The sequence below is a fragment of the Streptomyces sp. NPDC020898 genome (assembly GCF_044333925.1).
GTDB lineage: Bacteria > Actinomycetota > Actinomycetes > Streptomycetales > Streptomycetaceae > Streptomyces.
In genome coordinates this window covers 33517-52056 of sequence record NZ_JBIRRV010000028.1, presented here as the reverse complement: position 1 = coordinate 52056, position 18540 = coordinate 33517, and the positions used below count along the sequence as shown (strand labels likewise).

22 protein-coding genes and 1 pseudogene are annotated in these 18540 nt (G+C 71.0%); 13 read left to right on the top strand and 10 right to left on the bottom strand.

Translation table 11 applies throughout. The features are described 5' to 3' along the window. Positions 1–149: 149 nt before the first annotated feature. The 3 genes from ACH4TV_RS44750 to ACH4TV_RS44740 all read left to right on the top strand — a co-directional run bounded on the left by ACH4TV_RS44750 (position 150) and on the right by ACH4TV_RS44740 (position 3322). A complete protein-coding gene (locus ACH4TV_RS44750; RefSeq protein WP_398407190.1) occupies positions 150–557 on the top strand; it encodes a YciI family protein in 408 nt (135 codons plus the stop codon). Positions 558–609: 52 nt separating this feature from the next. Continuing rightward, positions 610–1755, top strand: coding sequence for an RNA polymerase sigma factor (locus tag ACH4TV_RS44745; RefSeq protein ID WP_398407238.1), 1146 nt, complete (start codon positions 610–612; stop codon positions 1753–1755). A 202-nt stretch (positions 1756–1957) separates the two neighbouring features. Next, complete coding sequence (locus tag ACH4TV_RS44740) at positions 1958–3322, top strand: esterase/lipase family protein (protein WP_398407189.1); 1365 nt, start codon at positions 1958–1960, stop codon at positions 3320–3322. Positions 3323–3413: 91 nt separating this feature from the next. Here ACH4TV_RS44740 and ACH4TV_RS44735 read toward each other — a convergent pair whose 3' ends face one another. Together ACH4TV_RS44735 and ACH4TV_RS44730 are read right to left on the bottom strand one after the other, a co-directional pair. Then, entirely contained in the window at positions 3414–4424 is a 1011-nt protein-coding gene (locus tag ACH4TV_RS44735; protein ID WP_398407188.1) for a hypothetical protein, read from the bottom strand. An 80-nt stretch (positions 4425–4504) separates the two neighbouring features. Continuing rightward, the gene (locus ACH4TV_RS44730; RefSeq protein ID WP_398407187.1) at positions 4505–4876 is read right to left on the bottom strand and encodes a hypothetical protein; all 372 of its coding nucleotides are present in this window, start codon (positions 4874–4876) and stop codon (positions 4505–4507) included. 136 nt (positions 4877–5012) lie between these two features. On the opposite strand from ACH4TV_RS44730, the gene ACH4TV_RS44725 reads away from it, so the two are divergent. The 6 genes and pseudogenes from ACH4TV_RS44725 to ACH4TV_RS44700 all read left to right on the top strand — a co-directional run bounded on the left by ACH4TV_RS44725 (position 5013) and on the right by ACH4TV_RS44700 (position 8607). Next, the gene (locus tag ACH4TV_RS44725; protein ID WP_398407186.1) at positions 5013–6035 is read left to right on the top strand and encodes a hypothetical protein; all 1023 of its coding nucleotides are present in this window, start codon (positions 5013–5015) and stop codon (positions 6033–6035) included. 99 nt (positions 6036–6134) lie between these two features. Further along, positions 6135–6800: a hypothetical protein gene (locus ACH4TV_RS44720; protein ID WP_398407244.1), complete on the top strand. Its 666-nt coding sequence runs from the start codon at positions 6135–6137 to the stop codon at positions 6798–6800. Then, positions 6709–7148: pseudogene (locus ACH4TV_RS44715) on the top strand (IS5 family transposase); the annotation flags it as partial. The gene ACH4TV_RS44720 and the pseudogene ACH4TV_RS44715, both read left to right, overlap by 92 nt. A gap of 121 nt (positions 7149–7269) precedes the next feature. Continuing rightward, positions 7270–7539 carry a hypothetical protein gene (locus ACH4TV_RS44710; RefSeq protein WP_398407185.1) on the top strand — a complete coding sequence of 90 codons (270 nt, stop codon included), beginning with the start codon at positions 7270–7272 and terminating at the stop codon, positions 7537–7539. A gap of 14 nt (positions 7540–7553) precedes the next feature. Further along, the gene (locus tag ACH4TV_RS44705) at positions 7554–8159 is read left to right on the top strand and encodes a hypothetical protein (RefSeq protein ID WP_398407184.1); all 606 of its coding nucleotides are present in this window, start codon (positions 7554–7556) and stop codon (positions 8157–8159) included. Then, positions 8152–8607, top strand: coding sequence for a hypothetical protein (locus ACH4TV_RS44700; protein WP_398407183.1), 456 nt, complete (start codon positions 8152–8154; stop codon positions 8605–8607). The genes ACH4TV_RS44705 and ACH4TV_RS44700 overlap by 8 nt, the downstream gene beginning before the upstream one ends. Positions 8608–8611: 4 nt before the next feature. Here ACH4TV_RS44700 and ACH4TV_RS44695 read toward each other — a convergent pair whose 3' ends face one another. From ACH4TV_RS44695 to ACH4TV_RS44685, 3 genes are read right to left on the bottom strand one after another with little or no spacing between them, the layout of a single operon-like run. Further along, positions 8612–8809: a DUF397 domain-containing protein gene (locus tag ACH4TV_RS44695; RefSeq protein WP_398407182.1), complete on the bottom strand. Its 198-nt coding sequence runs from the start codon at positions 8807–8809 to the stop codon at positions 8612–8614. A 5-nt stretch (positions 8810–8814) separates the two neighbouring features. Further along, a complete protein-coding gene (locus ACH4TV_RS44690) occupies positions 8815–8943 on the bottom strand; it encodes a DUF397 domain-containing protein (RefSeq protein WP_398407237.1) in 129 nt (42 codons plus the stop codon). After that, positions 8900–9850 (bottom strand): DUF5753 domain-containing protein, encoded by a 951-nt coding sequence (locus ACH4TV_RS44685; protein WP_398407181.1) that lies wholly within the window; start codon positions 9848–9850, stop codon positions 8900–8902. Before ACH4TV_RS44685 ends, ACH4TV_RS44690 begins: the two co-directional genes overlap by 44 nt. Positions 9851–9974: 124 nt before the next feature. On the opposite strand from ACH4TV_RS44685, the gene ACH4TV_RS44680 reads away from it, so the two are divergent. Then, positions 9975–10433, top strand: coding sequence for a hypothetical protein (locus ACH4TV_RS44680; protein WP_398407180.1), 459 nt, complete (start codon positions 9975–9977; stop codon positions 10431–10433). Here the strand turns inward: ACH4TV_RS44680 and ACH4TV_RS44675 are convergent. Together ACH4TV_RS44675 and prcB are read right to left on the bottom strand one after the other, a co-directional pair. Next, positions 10400–10813, bottom strand: coding sequence for a hypothetical protein (locus tag ACH4TV_RS44675; protein WP_398407179.1), 414 nt, complete (start codon positions 10811–10813; stop codon positions 10400–10402). The genes ACH4TV_RS44680 and ACH4TV_RS44675 overlap by 34 nt on opposite strands. Further along, on the bottom strand, positions 10810–11682 hold the full coding sequence (gene prcB, locus ACH4TV_RS44670) for a proteasome subunit beta (protein WP_398407236.1): 873 nt from the start codon (positions 11680–11682) through the stop codon (positions 10810–10812). The genes ACH4TV_RS44675 and prcB overlap by 4 nt, the downstream gene beginning before the upstream one ends. A gap of 132 nt (positions 11683–11814) precedes the next feature. Between prcB and ACH4TV_RS44665 the strand changes: the two genes are divergently transcribed. Next, positions 11815–12765 (top strand): nitrilase-related carbon-nitrogen hydrolase, encoded by a 951-nt coding sequence (locus tag ACH4TV_RS44665; RefSeq protein ID WP_398407178.1) that lies wholly within the window; start codon positions 11815–11817, stop codon positions 12763–12765. A 12-nt stretch (positions 12766–12777) separates the two neighbouring features. On the opposite strand, the gene ACH4TV_RS44660 is transcribed toward ACH4TV_RS44665, so the two are convergent. Then, the gene (locus ACH4TV_RS44660) at positions 12778–13080 is read right to left on the bottom strand and encodes a hypothetical protein (protein ID WP_398407177.1); all 303 of its coding nucleotides are present in this window, start codon (positions 13078–13080) and stop codon (positions 12778–12780) included. An 18-nt stretch (positions 13081–13098) separates the two neighbouring features. Further along, on the bottom strand, positions 13099–15678 hold the full coding sequence (uvrA, locus tag ACH4TV_RS44655; RefSeq protein ID WP_398407176.1) for an excinuclease ABC subunit UvrA: 2580 nt from the start codon (positions 15676–15678) through the stop codon (positions 13099–13101). A gap of 93 nt (positions 15679–15771) precedes the next feature. On the opposite strand from uvrA, the gene ACH4TV_RS44650 reads away from it, so the two are divergent. Together ACH4TV_RS44650 and ACH4TV_RS44645 are read left to right on the top strand one after the other, a co-directional pair. Next, positions 15772–16539, top strand: a complete 768-nt coding sequence (locus ACH4TV_RS44650; RefSeq protein WP_398407175.1) for a MerR family transcriptional regulator — start codon at positions 15772–15774, stop codon at positions 16537–16539. A gap of 2 nt (positions 16540–16541) precedes the next feature. Then, positions 16542–16904 carry a hypothetical protein gene (locus tag ACH4TV_RS44645; protein ID WP_398407174.1) on the top strand — a complete coding sequence of 121 codons (363 nt, stop codon included), beginning with the start codon at positions 16542–16544 and terminating at the stop codon, positions 16902–16904. A 16-nt stretch (positions 16905–16920) separates the two neighbouring features. Here the strand turns inward: ACH4TV_RS44645 and ACH4TV_RS44640 are convergent, their stop codons facing one another. Further along, complete coding sequence (locus tag ACH4TV_RS44640; RefSeq protein ID WP_398407173.1) at positions 16921–18429, bottom strand: hypothetical protein; 1509 nt, start codon at positions 18427–18429, stop codon at positions 16921–16923. Positions 18430–18540 lie beyond the last annotated feature (111 nt).

Genomic DNA, 18540 nt, shown 5'->3' with positions numbered 1-18540 from the left:
GGCAGGGCCAAGAACCGGACCCGGAAGCAGGCCCGGAAACAAACCCAAAAAAAGTCGGGCGACGATGTCGAGAACGTGTCCTCGGCTCCGTCCCCGCTGTGAAGGCGACCACAATAGAACGGGTCGCCCCAGTACCGAGGAGAAGCATCATGGCCAAGTACCTGCTGCTCAAGCACTACCGCGGCGCCCCGGACCCGGTCAACAACGTACCCATGGACCAGTGGACGCAGGAGGAGATCTCGGCCCACGTGCAGTACATGAGCGACTTCGCGGCCCGGCTCGAGAAGACCGGCGAGTACGTCGACGGCCAGGCACTCGCCCCCGAGGGAACATGGGTCAAGTACGACGGTGAGGGGCGCCCGCCGGTCACCGACGGCCCCTTCGCCGAGACCAAGGACCTCATCGCCGGCTGGATGGTGATCGACGTCGACAGCTACGACCGCGCCCTCGAACTGGCCGGGGAACTGTCCGCCGCCCCCGGAGCGGGCGGCAAGCCGATCCACGAGTGGCTGGAGCTGCGCCCGTTCTACGGCGTCCCGCCCACCATCACGGAGTGACCGAGTGCCCTCAGAGGTGAACGAGGTGGATGAGGTGGAAGACGTGAACGGGGTGGACGAAGCCCTGCTCCGGAGCCTCACACCGAGTGTGCTCGCCGTCCTCGTCCGCCGCGGAGCAGACTTCGCGGCGGCCGAGGACGCGGTGCAGGACGCCCTCGTCGAGGCGGTACGCGTCTGGCCGGCCGACCCGCCCTGGGACGCCAAGGGCTGGCTGGTCACCGTGGCCTGGCGCAAGTTCCTCGACGCGACCCGCTCGGACACGGCCCGCCGCCGGCGCGAGGACCTCGTAGACGAGGACCCGACGCCAGGACCCGCACCCGCGCAGGACGACACACTCCAGCTCTACTTCCTCTGCGCCCACCCGTCCCTCACACCGTCGTCCGCGGTCGCGCTCACCCTGCGCGCCGTGGGCGGCCTCACCACCCGCCAGATCGCCCAGGCCTACCTGGTGCCCGAGGCGACGATGGCGCAGCGCATCAGCCGCGCCAAGCGCACCGTCTCCGAGGTCCGCTTCGACCGTCCCGGCGATGTCGCCACCGTCCTGCGCGTCCTCTATCTGGTCTTCAACGAGGGCTACTCCGGCGACGTCGACCTCGCCGCCGAGGCCATCCGCCTCACCCGGCAGCTCGCGGCCGCGTTCGACCACCCCGAGGTGGCGGGCCTGCTCGCCCTCATGCTGCTCCACCACGCCCGCCGCACGGCCAGGACCACACCCGACGGCAGCCTCGTTCCGCTGGCCGAGCAGGACCGCACCCGCTGGGACACGCAAGTGATCGCCGAGGGCGTCGCCATCCTCCAGAGGGCCCTCTCCCGCGACCGCCTGGGCGAGTTCCAGGCCCAGGCCGCCATCGCCGCCCTCCACGCCGACGCGCCCACCGCCGAGGAGACCGACTGGGTACAGATCGTGGAGTGGTACGACGAGTTGGCGCGCCTGACGGACAGCCCGGTCGTCCGCCTCAACCGCGCGGTCGCGGTGGGCGAAGCCGACGGCCCCCGCGCCGGCCTGGCCGCACTCGCCCCCCTCGACGACTCCCTGCCCCGCCACACGGCAGTCGCGGCCTACCTCCACGAACGCGACGGCGACCTACCGAAAGCGGCCCGCCTGTACGCCGAGGCAGCCAAGAAGGCGTCCAACCTCGCCGAGGTGGCCCACCTGACCCGCCAGGCCGCGCGCCTCAACGCCCGCCGGTCCCGCTGACGGGTCACGAGCAGGTGGGACTTGCCCGCACCGACCGAAACCAAGTCACGTGGCCCCCAGCGCGACGGGACGCCGTCGCGGTCCCTGCCCGGGGCTGAGAACGGCCACCCCCGCGGTCCGCGATGCGCAAGAATCGGTGCCGTCACAACCGAGGATGCCGGTAGGAGGCGCAGTGGCGTCATCGCGGGTCGGAGTCGTTTACGTGCACGGACTCTTCTCGTCGCCGAAGACATGGCACCCGATCGGCCGGCTCCTGGCCGGGGACCCGGAGATGTGCTTCGTCACCCAGGAGGGGTTCGGCTACGCCACCCCGAAGTTCCGGTTACGTCTGGACCGGCGCATCCCCGACTACGACGACATCGCCGACCAGCTCAAGACCTTCCTGGCCGACCGGACCAAGGGGTGGGACCGCCTGGTCCTCGTCGCGCACAGCCAGGGCGGGCTGGTCATCCAGCGGTACCTCGCCCGGATGCTGAGGGAGGGCAAAGGTGAGCAGCTGGCCCGGATCCGCAAGGTCGTCATGTACGCCTGCCCGAACGACGGCTCCCAGTTCGCCCTGCTCCCCCGAACCTTTCTCTTCATGGGGCGCAACCCCCAGGAGGTCGCCCTGCGGCCCTACACCGCTGACGTCCGGGCCGCCCAGAAGACCGTGCTGACCCAGGCCGTCCACGCCCGTGCCGTGGGGCCGTCGACGTGCCCGATCTCCTTCAGTGTCTACGGAGGAACCGAGGACGGGGTGGTACGCAGGGAATCCGCGCAGGGCATGTTCCCCGAGGTCGCCATGCTGCCCGGGGACCACTTCGGCATCATCAGACCCACATCGCGCCAGTCCGACGTCTACCTGAATCTCCGTGGTCACCTGCTGGAGTGCCTCCCTGAGGGGGAGTACGACCAGCACTCCTCGGGCTCCTCGCCCTCCGTCACGCCCTTCGAGGAGTCGTTGAGGGTGCCGCCCTCCGAGCCTGCCGCGGGCCCGTCCCCCGCCCGGCGGCCCCGCGGTCGGCTGGCCCTGGCGATCACGGTGACCGCCGCGGTCGTCGGCGGTCTCGCGTACTGGGGGAGCGAAGCACTGGACGACGGAGGGCGCGAGGACAGCGGGACGCACGGGCCTTCGGCCGCACCGAGCGGGACCGGCGCCACTCCCTCGGCGACGGACGACGACAAGATCGCTGACGTGTCCCCGAGCCCGTTCCTGTCTCCGAGTCCGTCCCCGAGCGCCCTGCGGACGCCCAGCACCTTCGCCGCCGAGATCCGGTACACCTACGACCTGGGCGGCGGCTGCACGACCGCCACCTCCGATTGCAGGAGGGCGTTCCTCTACAACAGTCCCTGGAATAACGGCGCGAGCACGGCCGACGGAAGCCTCGGAGAGGGCGCGTCCATCACCGTGACCTGTGTCGTCACCGACGGTCGGCGCCTGGGGAACGATGTGGGACCCAACTACGGTGGGCCCAACCCGCCGCCCTACCGGACCTGGCTGAAGCTCGACGACGGCAGATGGGCGACCGCCGTGTACGCCGGACTCCTCGACGGAGCCGAGCTCACGGATCTGCCCGCCTGCGCCTGAGGCACGCGGCGGGCGGACCCTGGTCGGCCATCATCGGTCTCGTGGCCGACCAGGGCCGGTACCGGGGACAGGCCTGCCTGGCGGGAGGCGCTCAGCAGCGGGGGAGCCCGAGACCGCCCCGGTCGTCCGGGGCCAGCCAGATCACCGAGAGGTAGCCGGTCGTGCCGTCCTCGGCCCGCAGCTCGTACCAGAGGCTGCTCGTGTCGAGGCCGGGGTTGCCGTCGTCACGGCTGTCGTTGTTCCAGCCGTTGGTCACTTCGTCACCGGTGACCTGGCACAGGGCCGTCAGGCGCTCCCCGACCGCGAGATTCCGCCCGACCTCGCAGGGCGGCTCGCGGTCCTTGCAGAGCTTCACCGGCTCCGAGGACAGATAGGCCGGGTGGCGTGTGTCCTCCCGCATCGCCTCGCCGTCGGTGACCTGGTTCTCCACCGTCACCGTCGCCGTGATCGCGGCCGGTTCCGCCGGTGCGGAGGTCGTGGGGGTCGGGGACGCCGGCGTCACCTTCGTGGGCGCCGGTGAGGGCGTGGCCGGTTCGGGGGCCGGGGCAGGTTCCTCGGGTGTGGCGGGCGAGACGGTGGGCTCCGGCTCGCTGAGGAGCTCGTTGATGAGGTCGTTGCTGCACCAAGGTGTGCGGATCTGCTGCTCCACCGGGATCTCGGCGGAGAACACATAGCCCCGGCGGCCCGGATGAGGAGCGCCCGCGCCGGGAGTGACCAGGAACCACCGGCGGTCGGCCGGGGCGCGTCCGGGAACGGCACGGCCGTCGATCCAGCACTCCATCGTCACCACGGTGCCGTCGGGGAGGCCGTCGACGATCCCGCAAGCGCTTCTCTCGCCCGCCGCGGGCGCGCCCGGACAGGACCGCAGGTTGACCGTGCCGCTGCCGTCGTGCGAGCGGATCTCACTGTCGCCGGACGCACGGGTCACCTGGGGCGTGTCAACGGAACTCGCACCGACGGTCTGCGCACCGACGCCGTCTTTCCCGCCCGTGCCGTCGCCGTCGCCGAGCAGGTAGCCGATGAGTGCCGCCGTGAGGAGAAGGGGGATGAGCAGGAGGGGGCGTGTGTCACGCCGGGGGCGCGGATCGTGATCGTTCGTCAAGGCCGGCTCCCTTGCTGGTCGGAGCGGAACGCGGGGCGGTGACCGCTCCGACGGGCGCGTGGCGGGGTTTCGGGACACGCTCAGCGTGTCTGCCGGATCCGGGAGCGACCGCGCCCCCGGGCGCGCTGGAGGAGAGACTCGGCGGGCGCGGTACCACCCGCCTGACCGCCGCCGGCCGACTGCTCGATGACGGCCTGGTCGTCGGCGTCGGCGGTCTGCGTGATCCGCCGCGGCCGTCCGTCCGCCGCCGGGACGTCCTGCGGGATCCACGCGGCCGTGATGAACGGCACCAGGGTCGCGACCACGGCGCCCACCCCGGTCCCCAGGGCCAGGCGATCCCCGCCGTCCTCGGGCAGCCAGCCCAGCGGCAGAACCTTGACCAGCCACACGACCAGGACGAACGCCGTCAGCGACGACAGCGCCACCGCGGTGCGCCGTACCGTGATCGACATCGAACACCACCTCTGTCCCACCAGTCACCGCACGAGAGCGGATACTCCCGGCGGTCTCCACCAAGATGACACAACTGCGTTACCACTGTGGCGAATCGGCTGCAATCGATCATTGACCCGGATCACACTGTGCCCCATGAGGTCGCGCCACCCCGACGACGGGGCATCGTCCGCCGAGCGGATACACCTGCGGGCCCAGGCATCGGGGCACGGACACATCTACCAAACGGTCAACGGTGCGCAGAACGTCGTGCACCAGCACCACCACTACGGCGACGGCCTCCCGGCTCCGCTCGCGCTGCCCGAACTGCGGTTGTGGATCGCGAGACTGGCCGCTGACTACCGCACTCTGGTGAAGTCCGGGGACGGTCCCCCTGGACGGCGCGAAGCGGTCGGCCACAAGCGCCAACTGGAGCGCCTCGCAGGGGAACTGTCCGGCTCGGCGGGCCGCGGCGACGGCAAGAACCAGCTGCGCCGCCTGCTCACGGCCGGTGCGGTGCAGTATCTCGGCCTCGCGTCGGGTGTACCGGGCGATCCGCTGCCCGAGCAACTCATGGTCGACCTCGCGGTGTTCGCCCTGTGGCCGGTGGTCGTCGCCCCGGCCCTGCCCGACGACTGGCAGGACCACCTCGCCGAACTCACCGGGCCGCGGCTGGCGGTGCTGGTGGGCCAGGCCCGGGAACTGGGTGCACGGGGACAAGCCCCTGCCGTCGAGGCCTTCGGCCGCGTCCTCGCGGAGAAGCCCTTCGCCCACGGAGTTCTGGCCCTGCTGGAGGATCTGGCCGACCCGCGAGGAGGTGGAGCGTGTCTGACGGCGATGTCTCTCGCCGAGCGGCTGCCGCCCCCGCCGCAGAAGGACGGAGCCAAGGCCGTACTGACCTGGCTGCTCGCGGCCGGTGCGGGTGCGGCGGCGACCGAGGGTCCGGACCTCGCGGAGCGCGTCTGGCACTGGCTCCAGGGCACGGCCCGCGGCACCTCCCCGCGGCCGGGTGGTGACCCCGGTCACGTCGACTCCGGGGACGACCCGGAACAGCATCGCGGCGGGGGCAGCGGGCGGCACACCCCCGTCGCAGGCCGGGGGCCGGACGTCGGACCGCCCGGGGCGGGGCCCGGAGGCCGTGGTGGCGTCACGGGTTTCCTCGACGACCTCTTCAGCTGATCCCCGCAGCTGATACCCGGCCGGTGCCTACCGTCCGGCTCACCGGCCTTCCGGCCACTGGCACGACCTACGACACGTGAACGGGTGGGTGCCCCAGTCATGATGCACATCCTCGAACTGATCGTCATCTGCGCGCTGGTCAGCTGCGCTGTGTGGGCCGCGGCGACGGCGCTGCTCTTCCTCATCGGGTTCGGACACCTACGAGTGATCCGTATCGTCCTGCGGGTGCGCCGGGGGCTGGCCCATATGCCTGCGGGAGTCGTCTTCCACAGCAGCGACGGAGCGCTGGTGCTGACCGCCTACAACGCGGCGGAGGACAGGGAGAAGAGCGTTCCCGTCGCCATGTTCGGCCGGCCCTCGCTGCTCCGCTGGACGTCGGGCGCCGCGAGGTCCAAAGCGGCGCTCCGCCGCCGGACGACGATCGAGGTGGTGTGGCGGTCGGCTCTGTTCACGCTGGTCACGGTGCCGGTCTTCGCGGTGGCCGGATGGCTCGCGATCACCGTGGACCCGCTGTGGACCTATGCCGTCCTGTTCCTCGTCGCCCACCAGGTCCTGCTGGGCGTCACCAACCGGATGTTCTTCATCAAGTACGCCGGGGTGACCTACCTCACGGGCTACCTCCTCCTGGACCGCGTGGGTGTGGCGTGGCACCCCTCGCCCTCGGTCGCCGCCGCTGTGTACTTCGGGTTCGTCATGGTCTCGATGCTGGCCATGGGCTGGGTCGCGAAGTCCGAGCAGGCCGAGAAGGCGGGCCTGGCGGCTTGAGAGGTCCCGGGTGCTGATCGTATGGAAGTTCCGCACCGGACCGGCCTGGCGGGACGTGCCCGAGCGGTACGGCCCGTGGGCCACGCTGCACACCCGCTTTCGCCGGTGGGCGCTGGACGGCACCTTCGAGCGCATGCTCCGGGCCGCCCAGGCACACGCCGACGCGGCGGGGGACATCGACTGGCTGGTGTCGGTCGACTCCACCGTCGTCCGCGCCCACCAGCACGCCGCCGGGGCCCGAAAAAGGGGGCCCGCCCTCCCGGCCTCGGACGCTCCCGAGGCGGCCTGACCAGCAAAATCCACCTGGCCTGCGACAGCGCGGGCCGCCCGCCCGCCTTCACCCTCAGCTCCCTGGCCATTCGCTCCGAGGCCAGTTCCTCCGGGACGGCATTTCCGGCCCGGGGCCGATTCCTCCGAACTTCTGCCCACAGCCGCAGCGGTAGGCGAGAATAGTGCTTCTGGGGGGTTCATGAGCATCTCCGCCGTGCTGTTCTCCGCCACCGTCGCCGCACTCGTCCACCTGCTGATGCCCGCCCGCGTGCGCAACTCGCTGTTGGTCCCGGCGTTCCACGAACCAGACCTGGCCCAGACCCCCGACGACCGGCACCTGGTGGCCTGCTGCCAGGTGCGCTTCGAGGATCTGGAGAACGAGGCGCCCAACGAGGAGTACACGATCACCATGCTCGACGACCTCATCGAGAACTCCGCCACACGTGACATTCAGTCAGTGTGCGCTTAGGCCCAGGGGACGCCATGACCAGCGACGACGGGTACAAGGAAGCGGAGCTGGACTCCGGCCGCTCTCGACGCCCTGGGCCCGGTCACAACCTTTTCCTCGAATCGGCACGCACTGCCGACGGAACGCCTCCCCGTCCACCCGTCCCCCGGCACGGGCGGGCCGATGTCGACGACACGCTCAGAGCCCTGCGCAATTTGGCCGCCCTGGTCGTGGTCTCCTCGGCCACGCTCACCCTGGTGGCCTTCGCCGGCATCGCCATGGGCGTACCCCCCTGGTTCTGCCTGGCCGTCGCCTTCGGCGGTGGACCGCTCTCGATCTGGGCGTTCACAAGGATGTTCGAGACGCTACGTTCCTCGCTGGCCGACGGGCCGGAAGACCCATCACCCCACCGGCGGCCCCCGACACCACCCCCCGGACCTGGCGAGGCTGTTCACCCCGGGCCCGAACCACCGTCCGGCGACCTTCTGACTGTCGCCGAGTCCCCGGACACCCCCCAGGCGGCCAAGTCCCTGGCCGACGGCCTCGACACACTGTTCCGCACGCTCGGCCCTCCGCCCGAGGCCGTCCGCCTCGCCCAAACGGGCCCCACCCAGGGAGACGGAGGATCCACAGATGGCTGAGGAACTCGGCACCCAGCCGACCCGGCAGCCGAGCGCGCTCGACATCGCCGCCCAGTGGGCCCAACTGCCCGCCGAACACCTGGCCGTGGCCCTGAGCGCCCTGGAGCCGCAGCTCGCCCGGGAACACGAGGCGCGGGTACTGGCAGAGCAGGCACGCGCACACTTCGAGCTGGAGCAACTTCGGGCGGACGCAACCGAGTTGGGGCGGGCGCATCGCCGCTACCTGGTCGGCGTGTACTCGGCGGCCGTAGTGGCTCTGGCCGCGCTGGGGGCCTCGGTCTATTCCGGCACCCACCAGCAGCCCTGGCTCGCCATCGCCTTCTTCGGACCGACCCTGCTCTCGCTGGTGAAGATCTTCGCGCTGGGCCGCAGTGACGCCAACGACTTGAAGCAGGCCGCAGCCGCAGCGAAGGCGGCGGCGAACATGCTGCCCCCTCCACCACCTTGACCCGTCAACGCGACGTGAGCGCCACGAACTCCGCCCACGCGGCACGGGTTACGACGATCACCGGACCGCCAGAAGCAACCTTGCTGTCACGAACGGGGACGACTCCGGGGAATCCGAGGGCCACTTCGACGCAGTCGCCGCCGTCGTTACCGCTGTAGCTGCTCTTGATCCAGTTCGCCGCGGCGAGTTCGAGCCTCTGCATGATGCTCAACACCCGCCGGTGAACGCCACGAACTCCGCCCACGCAGCACGGGTTACGACGATCACCGGACCGCCGGAAGCAACCTTGCTGTCACGGACCGGGACGACGCCGGGGAAATCGGGGCTTACTTCGATGCAGTTGCCGCCGTTGTTGTCGCTGTGGCTGCTCTTGATCCAGGTCGCCGGGCCGAGTTCGTGCCTGTCCATGATGCCCGTACCCCTCCATCACGTCGCTGATCAAAGCGGCGGATTCGCGGGCTGACGGGATGTCCGCCCTGAGCACATCATAGGTCTGGCTGTGGCGCGCGAAGGCTGCCGGATCGTCGTTGAAATGGCCACGGTCCATGGACTCCGAGTACACCCACTCGTGTCCGTCCGGCAGCTTGATCAACGAAAGAGACCCCCGGGGGCGAATGAGCCCAAAGAGGCCCGCTGGGGCCACCTGGATACGGATGTTGGGGCGCCGTCCGACGCTCAGCAGGTGGGCGCACTGGTCACGCATGATCTCGGGACTCCCCACAGCGTTGCGCAGGCAGCTCTCGTCCAAGACGGCGACGTACAACGGACCGTCGTCGGCCAGGAAGCGCGGCTGTCGGCTCAACCGGGCCCGAACGCGCTCCTCCACTTCATCACCGGTCGAGATCTGGGAGAACAGCGCGTGGGCGTAGCTCGGCGCTTGCAACATGCCCGGCATAACGCGCTCTTGATACTCCCGTAGGGACACCGCCTCCGCGTCCATCTGCGCCCGTCGCTCGAACCAGTCCGGATGCTGCACCTCCGGATACCAGTCGACCTTCTTCCACAGCCGCAGCAACACCCCACCCGTACCCAGCAGTTCATCGCAGGCCTTCGCGAACGTGTCCTGGGGAACGCTCGTGCCCGTCTCCACCTTCGCCACGTGGGACCGATCGCACGGGATCTGCTGGGCCAGCGCCGCCTGGGTGAGCAGTGCGGCCTCGCGGAAGTGTCTCAACACCTCGCCGAACAGGGCGGCGTTGCTGACTCCCGTCCCGGAGCCGTCCTCGGCGTTGCGTCGAACCACGTGTCCCCCTCTGGTGCCAGTGCCCCATTCACACGCCCCAGGCGTTGATACGGGCCGTTCCCCTCAGCCACGCTCAGTACACCCAGAGTAATCGCGAGCAGTGACGTACGTACGGAGTTGGCGTATGACCAAGGAACACGTTTCGGGGCTCGACCTGTTGCCCGCCACGATCTATCCGGCGGCCCCCGAGCCCGTACCCGACTGCGCCACCTGCGACGAGCTGGGGGCGTTGCGGAGCACGGCCCGCGCCGAGTACGACCGCACCCGCGAGGCCGATGCCAACGTGCTGCTGCGGCGCCACCAGCGGCAGGCGCATCCCGGGAGCGGGGAGAGCATCCCGGCCCGGCGCCGTATCTTCCGGTACGTGCCGTACTCCATCGTCCAGGACGGCTCCGCCGAGCCCGAGTACGAGGCGTGCTGCGTCTCGGGGGACGAGGACGACTGCGGGGCGGTGTCGGGACGGCACCCGGATCCGGCGAAGGTCGAGGAGTGGCAGCGCCGGCACACCCAGGAGACCCGGCACACGCGCTACCGCCGCTGGTTCGCCGACTACTCCGTACTGGAGCCGACGGCGGCGCCCTGACCGGCCTTCTCCGCTCTCCCCGCTCTCCTCGCTCTCGAACGTGTGGTCGCCGCCGACCACCCGGCGGCCCCCACGCTGACGGCGATCAGCAGCGTCAGGACGACGATGGTCGGGTTGACCCAGGCCGGGACGAGGTCGTAGTCGGCGTTGCACTTGTTGTGCAACGGGAACAACCGTCCCGGCTCCCGCCAGTGCTCGGCGCGGTACTGGTCGTCCAGGGGCTGGCCGGCGGAGGCACAGGTCTCGTCGATCTCGTGGCCGCCGGCGAAAATGCCGACGAAGAACGCGATCGCCAGCAGGAACGGGGAGGCGACCAGCGCGGCCACCCATGCCAGGCGGGCCCACAGGCGCAATGGGTACTTGTTCTGCGGGGCTCTCACCGTGCGACGGTCGGGCCGTCCGGGCTGTTTCGGCGGCTCGCCACCATCTCCTGGCTGAGCTCCTCCGCCTCCTGCTCCGGGAAGCGTTCGAAGCCGTCCTCCGTGATCACCGAGACGATAGGGAAGATACGGCGGTTGAGGTCCGGCCCGCCCGTCGCCGAGTCGTCGTCAGCGGCGTCGTACAGGGCCTGGAGCGCGGCCAACGCTGCCTCGCGGCGGGACATGTCCTCGCGGTACAGCTTCTTCAACGCGCCCCGGGCGTACGGCGATCCGGAGCCCTCCGCGTGGAAGCCGAACTTCTCGTACGTCCCGCCGACCACGTCGTACCCGAAGATCCGCCCCCGACCGCCGGCGGCCCCGCTCCCTGTGATCTCGTACCCGGCGAGGAGGGGGACCACGGCCAGTCCCTGCATCGCCTGGCCCAGGTTCTGGCGGATCATGCCGGCGAGGCGGGTCGCCTTGGCCCGCAACGACATGGGGGTGCCTTCGACCTTCTCGAAGTGCGTCAGCTCCACCTGGAACAGCTTCACCATGTCCAGTGCCAGCCCGACGCTGCCCGCGAAGGCGACGGCCGTGTGATCGTCGGCGGGGTGCACCTTCTCCAGGTCGCGCTGGGCGATCACGTTGCCCATGGTCGCCCTGCGGTCCCCGGCGAGCAGCACGCCGTCGCGGTAGGTCAGCGCCAACACCGTTGTCCCGTGCGGGAACCGGTCCGGGTCCGGACGTACACCGTCCGGCAGGAAACGGTCCCCCAGGTGCAGCAGTTCCGGTCGGTACGCCGTCACGAACTCCGTGAACGACGAACTCCCGGGCGTGAAGAACTCATCGCCCAACCGGCCGCCCACGCCCTCGATATGACTCCCCGTCATGCCGCCCTCCCCTTCGGCCGCACGCTCGTGCGGGCGCATGAACGACTCCTACCAAGACCGGCCGACCGGGAAACAATGATCATCGTGAGATTCGGTTTGCCGCAGGACCGCCTCGTTCCTAGCCTCTACGGCATGACCAGCCCCGCTGCTGAACCCCGCCGCACCGTGACAGCCGCCGTCGTCCAGGCCGCCGCACCCCTGTTCGACACACCCGCCGCGCTCGCCCGCGCCGAGGAGCTGATCCGGGAGGCCGCCGTCACCCACGGCGCCGAGGTCGTCGTACTCCCCGAGGCGTTCCTCGGCGGCTATCCCAAGGGGCTGGACTTCGGGATCGCGGTGGGCAGCCGGACCCCGGCCGGCCGCGAGCTGTTCCGCCGCTATCACGCCGCCGCCATCGAGGTGCCCGGCCCGGAGGTCGAGGCCCTGGCCGCCGTCACCCGGGAACTCGGCTGCCATGCCGTGGTCGGCGCGGTCGAACGGCAGGGCGGCACGCTGTACTGCGTCGCGCTCTTCCTCGGCCCCGACGGCTATCTGGGCCTGCACCGCAAGCTGATGCCCACCGCCGCCGAGCGGTACCTGTGGGGCCAGGGCGACGGCTCCACCCTCCCCGTCGTCGACACCGGCAGCGCCCGCCTCGGCGCGGCCATCTGCTGGGAGAACTACATGCCGCTCTTCCGCACCGCGATGTACGCCAAGGGCGTCGACCTGTGGTGCGCACCGACCGTCGACGACCGGGACGCCTGGCAGGCCACCATGCGGCACATCGCGCTGGAGGGCCGCTGCTTCGTCCTGAGCGCCAACCAGTACCTGCGCCGCGACGCCCTCCCCGATGACGTCCACCCCGTCCAGGGCGACGACCCCGACACAGTGCTGATCGGCGGCGGCTCCGTCATCGTCTCCCCCCTCGGCGAGGTGCTGGCCGGTCCCCTGCGCGATGGCGAGGGCATCCTGACCGCCGAACTCGACCTCGACGACCTCGCCCGCGCCCGCTTCGACCTCGACACCACCGGCCACTACGCCCGCCCCGACGTCTTCAGCCTCCACGTCGACGAGTCACCCCGGACCACCGTCACCCCGAGGTGATCACCCGCCGCCTCAGTCCTCCGGGTTGGCCTCCAGCCAGGTCAGCATCATGTCGTCGATCATCGAGTCCAGGCTCCGCCCGGAGGCCAGCGCGTCCTTCTCCGTCTCCACGGCGGCCCAGCCCGTGAGGCTCATGACGAGGATGCGCAGCCCGTCCGTGCCGTACTCCGCCAGGATGTCGTCGGCGCACTCCAGCGCTTCCTGGGCGATGCGCTCCTCGGGATAGACGCCGACCACCTTGCGCAGCAGGTCGATCGAGCGGCGGGTGATCTCCGGGGTGATGGCGGCCAGCCGCCTGTCTTCCTCTTCGTCCACGCGATCGACCGTAGGTGATCAGCCCATCGCCCGTACGGCCTCCCGCAGAAACGCACCCGTCCGGGACCGCTCCTCCCCGGCGACCTGCTCCGGCGTGCCCTCCGCCACCACGAGCCCGCCCCCGGCCCCGCCCGCCGGGCCGAGGTCGATCAGCCAGTCGGAGGCGCGCATGACGTCGAGGTTGTGCTCGATCGTCACGACCGAGTGGCCCGCGTCGACAAGGCGCTGGAGTACGTCGAGGAGGCGGGCGGTGTCGGCGGCGTGCAGGCCGGTGGTCGGTTCGTCGAGGAGGTAGAGGGTGCGGCCGGTTGCCCGGCGCCCCAACTCCTTGGCCAGCTTGAGGCGTTGGGCCTCGCCGCCGGAGAGGGTGGTGGCGGGCTGGCCCAGCGGGAGGTAGCCGAGCCCCACGTCCGAGAGCCGTTGCAGGCGCCCGGCTACCTGCCGTACGCCCCGGAAGACGGTGAGCGCCTCGTCCACCGTGGCGGCCAGCACCCCGGCGATGTCGTACCCGTCGTAGCGCACCGCGAGCACCTCGCTCCGGAACCGGCGGCCCCGGCACCCCGGACACCGCACCTCCACCGCGGGCAGGAAGTGCATGTGCACGGCGAGCACACCGGCGCCCTCGCAGCGCTCGCAGCGACCACCGGGCACGTTGAAGGAGAAGGCGGCCGGAGTCAGACCTCTCGACCTCGCCGCCTCCTGCGCGGCGAAGAGTTCCCTGACCGGGGTGAAGACATCCGCATAGGTCGCCGCGTTCGAGCGCGGGAGGCGGCTGATCGGTTCCTGGTCGATCGTCACGACCTTGTCGAGGCGCTCCCAGCCGTCAATGCCGTCGTGCTCCCCCGGAGACACCGGCAACACCCGTGCGGCGTCGAGGCGTTGGTGTGCCGCCCGGCCCAGCACATCCAGGATCAGCGTCGACTTGCCCGATCCGGACGGCCCGGTGACCGTCACCAGCCGCCCGAGCGGAATCCGTACGGTGACGTCCCGGAGGTTGTGGGAACGGGCCCCGCGAATCACCAACTCCTCGTGACCGCCCGGCCGTTCCTTGCGTACGGGGTGCTGGAGCCGGCCCGACAGATACGCGCCGGTGACCGATCCCTCCGTCGCCGCCACCTCCTCCGGCGTGCCCTCCGCCATGACCCGGCCGCCGTCCCGGCCCGCGCCCGGACCGATGTCGACGACGTGATCGGCGGCCCACAGCACGTCCAGGTCGTGCTCGATGACGAGGACGGTGTTGCCCAGGTCCCGCAGGCGGCGCAGTACGTGGACGAGGCGGGCGGTGTCGGCGGGGTGCAGTCCGATGGTCGGTTCGTCGAGGACGTACAGCATGCCGGTGAGGCCCGAACCGAGCAGCGCGGCCAGGCGCAGCCGCTGGGACTCGCCCGCGGAGAGGCTGGTGCTCGACTGGTCGAGGGTCAGATAGCCGACCCCGGTGTCGACGAGCCGGCGTACCCGCTCCTCCAGGTCGGCGACGACGGGTTCGACGAACCGCCACTCGTCGCCGGTGGAGAACGCCCTCAACTCCGCTACCCAGTCGGCGAGTTCGTCGAGGGGCAGTCGGGCCGCCTCAGTGATGCGGAGCCCATGCACGGTGACGGCCCGGCTCTCACTCCGCAGCCGCGTCCCCGCGCACTCCCCGCAGGCCTCCTTCACCATCGAACGCTCGGTCTTCTGGCGGTAGTCGGTGTCGTCGATGCGTTCGGAGTAACGCCGCATGAGCGCGGTGACGACGCCCTCGAAACGGCCCTTGGCCACAGTCTCCGGGGGGTCGACGATCCGGGTGGCCGGGAAGTGGCGTCGGAACTCGGGCGACTCAACCCCGTACAGGAGCAAGTCCCTTGCTGTCGGGGGCAGTTCGGTGACCGGGGTGTCCGTGTCGAAGGTGAGGCCGTAGTGGTGGGCCGCGGCGCGCAGCAACGGGAGGTTCCGCTCGACGAGTTGGCGGGGCCAGCCGAGCACGGCACCGGCGGCGACGCTCAACTCCTCGTCCACCAGGGTCCGTACGTCGGCCCGGATCACCTCGCCGAGACCGGTGCAGGTCGGGCAGGCACCGGCGGGCTTGTTGAACGAGAAGGAGCCCATGACGAGTTCGGGGACGGCGGCGGAGCAGTGCGGACAGGCCACGGACTCGCCGCCCTCCATCTCCACACCCTCCTCGTCGCCCTCCTCGTCGCCGTCCGTGTCGTGGGTGTACGACGGCGGGATCTCCGCCCCGCAGCCGGGGCACGGGCGTACGCCGATCCGGGACCAGAGCAGCCGCAGGTAGGTGAAGACGTCGGTCACCGTGCCGACCGTCGAACGCGGGCCGCGCCCGGCCGGACGCTGGTCGACGCTGACCGACGGGGACAGCCCGGTGATCGAGTCGACGGACGGCCGGCTGACACCGGCCGTGGCCACGCCCCACGCCTCCATGTACTGCCGGTGGCTCTCCCGGTGAAGGGTGTCCAGGGCGAGGGTGGACTTGCCGGAGCCGGACAGCCCGGTCACGACGACCAGCTTCTGCTTCGGGATCGTGAGCGAGACGTTCTTGAGGTTGTGGAGACGGGCGCCTTTGATGTGCATCACGGAAGTGCGGTCATCGATACCTTCAGCCATGCCTTCATCCATACCTTCAAGTTTTCCATTGAAGTTCCTGTTGGGACTTTGAGCGGCAGTCACCGCCCTCACTTGCCCCTAAGCTTCAAATCCGTGACGAACCATGAGGTACGGCTGCGGCCCGTCGACCTGGCCCGGTTGTCGGGCCTGTCGACGCAGCAGATCCGCAACTACGAGGACGCCGGCGTCCTGCCCCCGGCGGCGCGCACCGAGTCGGGCTACCGCGTCTTCGGGGACGTGCACCGGCGCGCGCTGCGCACCTACCGGGCCCTGCAGCGCGGGTACGGGCCCGTGGCGGCGACCTCCGTCATGCGCGGGGTGCACGACGGGGACGTACCGGGCGCCCTCGCGCTCGTCGACGCGGCGCACGCCTCGCTGCACGAACAGCGGGTGGCCCTGCGGGCGACGCGCGAGGCCCTGGAGTCGCTGGCGCGGCCTGCTCCGGCGGTGCCGGCCCGTACGGCGGACCTGCGCGTCGGTGAGGTGGCCGCGCTGCTCGGCGTACGGACGTCGGCGCTGCGGGTGTGGGAGTCGGCGGGGCTGCTCACCCCGGCCCGCGAACGCGGCACGCGCTACCGGCAGTACGGTCCGGCCGATGTCCGGGACGCCCGTCTGATCCATCTGCTCCGGCGCAGCCACTACCTTCTGGAGCAGATCCGCCCGGTACTGGAGGGGCTCCGCCGGGAGGGCAGCACCGAGGCGCTGCGCGCGGCGGTCGCGACCCGCGGGGAGGCGCTGGCGGGACGTACGCGGGCGATGCTGGCGGGGGCGGGACGGCTGGCCGAGTACCTCGAACACATCGAGCAGGCAGAGCGCGTCGAGGAAGCCGAGCAGGCCGAACTCAGTGAAGAGGGGCGGTAGTTGTGGCGGGCAAGCGTGACGGTTCCTGGGTGGTGCCGGGGCTGCTGAACCTGCTCCTCGGCCTGCCCGCCATGATTCCGCTGTACCTCGGGTGGTGGCTGCTGACCGAGTACCTGCCGATGGACTGCCACAGCGTGGCGGACGCGGCCCGGAGCACGGGCGGCGACTGCAACTACACCACCCTCGATCACGCGGGCCCGGTGATGTTCCTGCTCGCCCTGTCCGGGCTGTTCGTCGTCTGCCTGGTGCTCCTCGTCGACGTACTCCTGCCCCGACGACGCGGCGCCCGGCCGGGCCCGTGGCTCGGTACGGCCCTGCTGATTCCGGTGCCGTTCGTGGTGGCGCTGGTGCTGGCCCGGACGTAGGTCAGTACAGCTACAGCTACAGCCGGGGCACCAGCTCCGCCATCACGGCGACCGGCAGTGACGGGATGGCTGCCGCCGCTTCCGCCACCTGCTGGTCGGAGTCGGTGAGCAGCTCGGTGATGACCTGCGGCGGGAGCGCCGGATGGCCGGCGGCAACGGACCTCGTGTCCCTCTCCGCCAGGCAGGCGAGCAGCGCCGGGGCTGTCGCGCGGGGGTGCCGGGCGATCTCGCGGAGGGCTTTGCGTACGGGTGGTTCGTGCCGGGTCAGGTCTTCGAGCAGGGCCGGAGTCGCGTCCGGGTTGGTCGCCACCTTGGCGAGGACCCGGACTCCGTGCCGGTGGACCATGGCACGCAGCTGTGCGTCGGAGAGGCCCGGGTGCGGTGCGACGGACTTGAGCACCTTCGCGTCGGGGTCGGTGGCCAGCGCGTCGCGGATACCGTCGGGCAGGTCGCGTCGCTCGGCCACGAGCATCCGTACGGCCGCGTCCGGTGACTGGGCCAGTTCCTCGACCTCGGCGGGGGAGGCGGCCGCGATCCGTGGCAGCGGGGAGACGCGAAGTCGGGTGGTGGCGGCCAGCCGGGCGAGTACGTCGAGCGGCACATGCGGGTTGTTCGCGAGCCCCAACCGCACGTCGTGGTCGGGGTCTTCGGCCAGCGCGCGCATCAGGGCACCGTCGATCACGGGGGTCTCGGCGAGGCGGGCTCTGACCCACGGCTCGGGATCCACGGCAAGCCGTTCGCTCACCTCCGGGGGCAGGTCGGGGCGGTCGGCGAGGCTCTTGCGCAGCAGCGTCGACGGGTCGTCCACGAAACCGACGACGGCCTCGACAGGGGTGCTCGGGTTGCCTATCGCCGCGTACCGCAGGCCGTACACGGCGGACTCGTGGGAGCCGTCGCAGGACGCGCCCGGCGGCAGCTCGCGGTCGGGCGGCGTCGCCTCACGGTCGCAGACCACGCACCGCCGCGCGGGAGGCAGCCCCTCGCCGCTGATCAGCGCCGCCAGCACGGCCGGGGGCGTCGCCTCGTTCGCCGCCACGCCCCGGCGGACCTCGACGTACGGATGCCCGGCGAGCCCGGTCGCGACCTCCGGTGTCGTCCACAGGGCGAGTTCCTCGACGACCTCCACGTTCGGGTCCGCGGCGAGCGTCTCCACCACGTCGGCCGGCAGGCCGGCGCAGGCGGCCAGCTTCTCCCGGCGCCGGTCCACCGGATCCCGTACGAGAAGCCGCCCCCACTCCGGATCACCCGCCCCCTCGTCGAGCATCGCGAGGGCAGCGTCCGGCCACACCCCGGGATCGACGTCGTCGACGGTCAGCCGACCCTCGTAGGCAAGCTGTACGCCGGTGTCCTCGACCCGCGAGCACAACGCGACCGCCTGTGCACGAGTGAGGTCCGCACGACCGGCGAGGTGCCGGGCGAGGTCGTCGTACGCGTCGCCGTCCGCGTCCGCGACCGCGATCAGCCGGTCGACCAGCTCGGGCGGCAGGGCGGTGTTGTCGGCGAGCCCGCACAGGACGTGATTCACAGGGGGCATCCTGCCGGGGGCGTCGCCGAATGGCTCCTGGTTTTCTACGGTGTCCCGAGCCCTGCGAACGGTCGCCGCGCCTCGACGCGCCGCCTCGGCCGCACCGACGTA

Coding starts and splice junctions, on each gene's coding strand:
- ACH4TV_RS44750 (WP_398407190.1), top strand. CDS start 150: ATGGCCAAGTACCTGCTGCTCAAGCACTACCGCGGCGCCCCGGACCCG.
- ACH4TV_RS44730 (WP_398407187.1), bottom strand. CDS start 4,876: ATGTCGATCACGGTACGGCGCACCGCGGTGGCGCTGTCGTCGCTGACG.
- ACH4TV_RS44725 (WP_398407186.1), top strand. CDS start 5,013: ATGAGGTCGCGCCACCCCGACGACGGGGCATCGTCCGCCGAGCGGATA.
- ACH4TV_RS44720 (WP_398407244.1), top strand. CDS start 6,135: ATGATGCACATCCTCGAACTGATCGTCATCTGCGCGCTGGTCAGCTGC.
- ACH4TV_RS44710 (WP_398407185.1), top strand. CDS start 7,270: ATGAGCATCTCCGCCGTGCTGTTCTCCGCCACCGTCGCCGCACTCGTC.
- ACH4TV_RS44705 (WP_398407184.1), top strand. CDS start 7,554: ATGACCAGCGACGACGGGTACAAGGAAGCGGAGCTGGACTCCGGCCGC.
- ACH4TV_RS44700 (WP_398407183.1), top strand. CDS start 8,152: ATGGCTGAGGAACTCGGCACCCAGCCGACCCGGCAGCCGAGCGCGCTC.
- ACH4TV_RS44695 (WP_398407182.1), bottom strand. CDS start 8,809: ATGCAGAGGCTCGAACTCGCCGCGGCGAACTGGATCAAGAGCAGCTAC.
- ACH4TV_RS44680 (WP_398407180.1), top strand. CDS start 9,975: ATGACCAAGGAACACGTTTCGGGGCTCGACCTGTTGCCCGCCACGATC.
- prcB (WP_398407236.1), bottom strand. CDS start 11,682: ATGACGGGGAGTCATATCGAGGGCGTGGGCGGCCGGTTGGGCGATGAG.
- ACH4TV_RS44665 (WP_398407178.1), top strand. CDS start 11,815: ATGACCAGCCCCGCTGCTGAACCCCGCCGCACCGTGACAGCCGCCGTC.
- uvrA (WP_398407176.1), bottom strand. CDS start 15,678: ATGGCTGAAGGTATCGATGACCGCACTTCCGTGATGCACATCAAAGGC.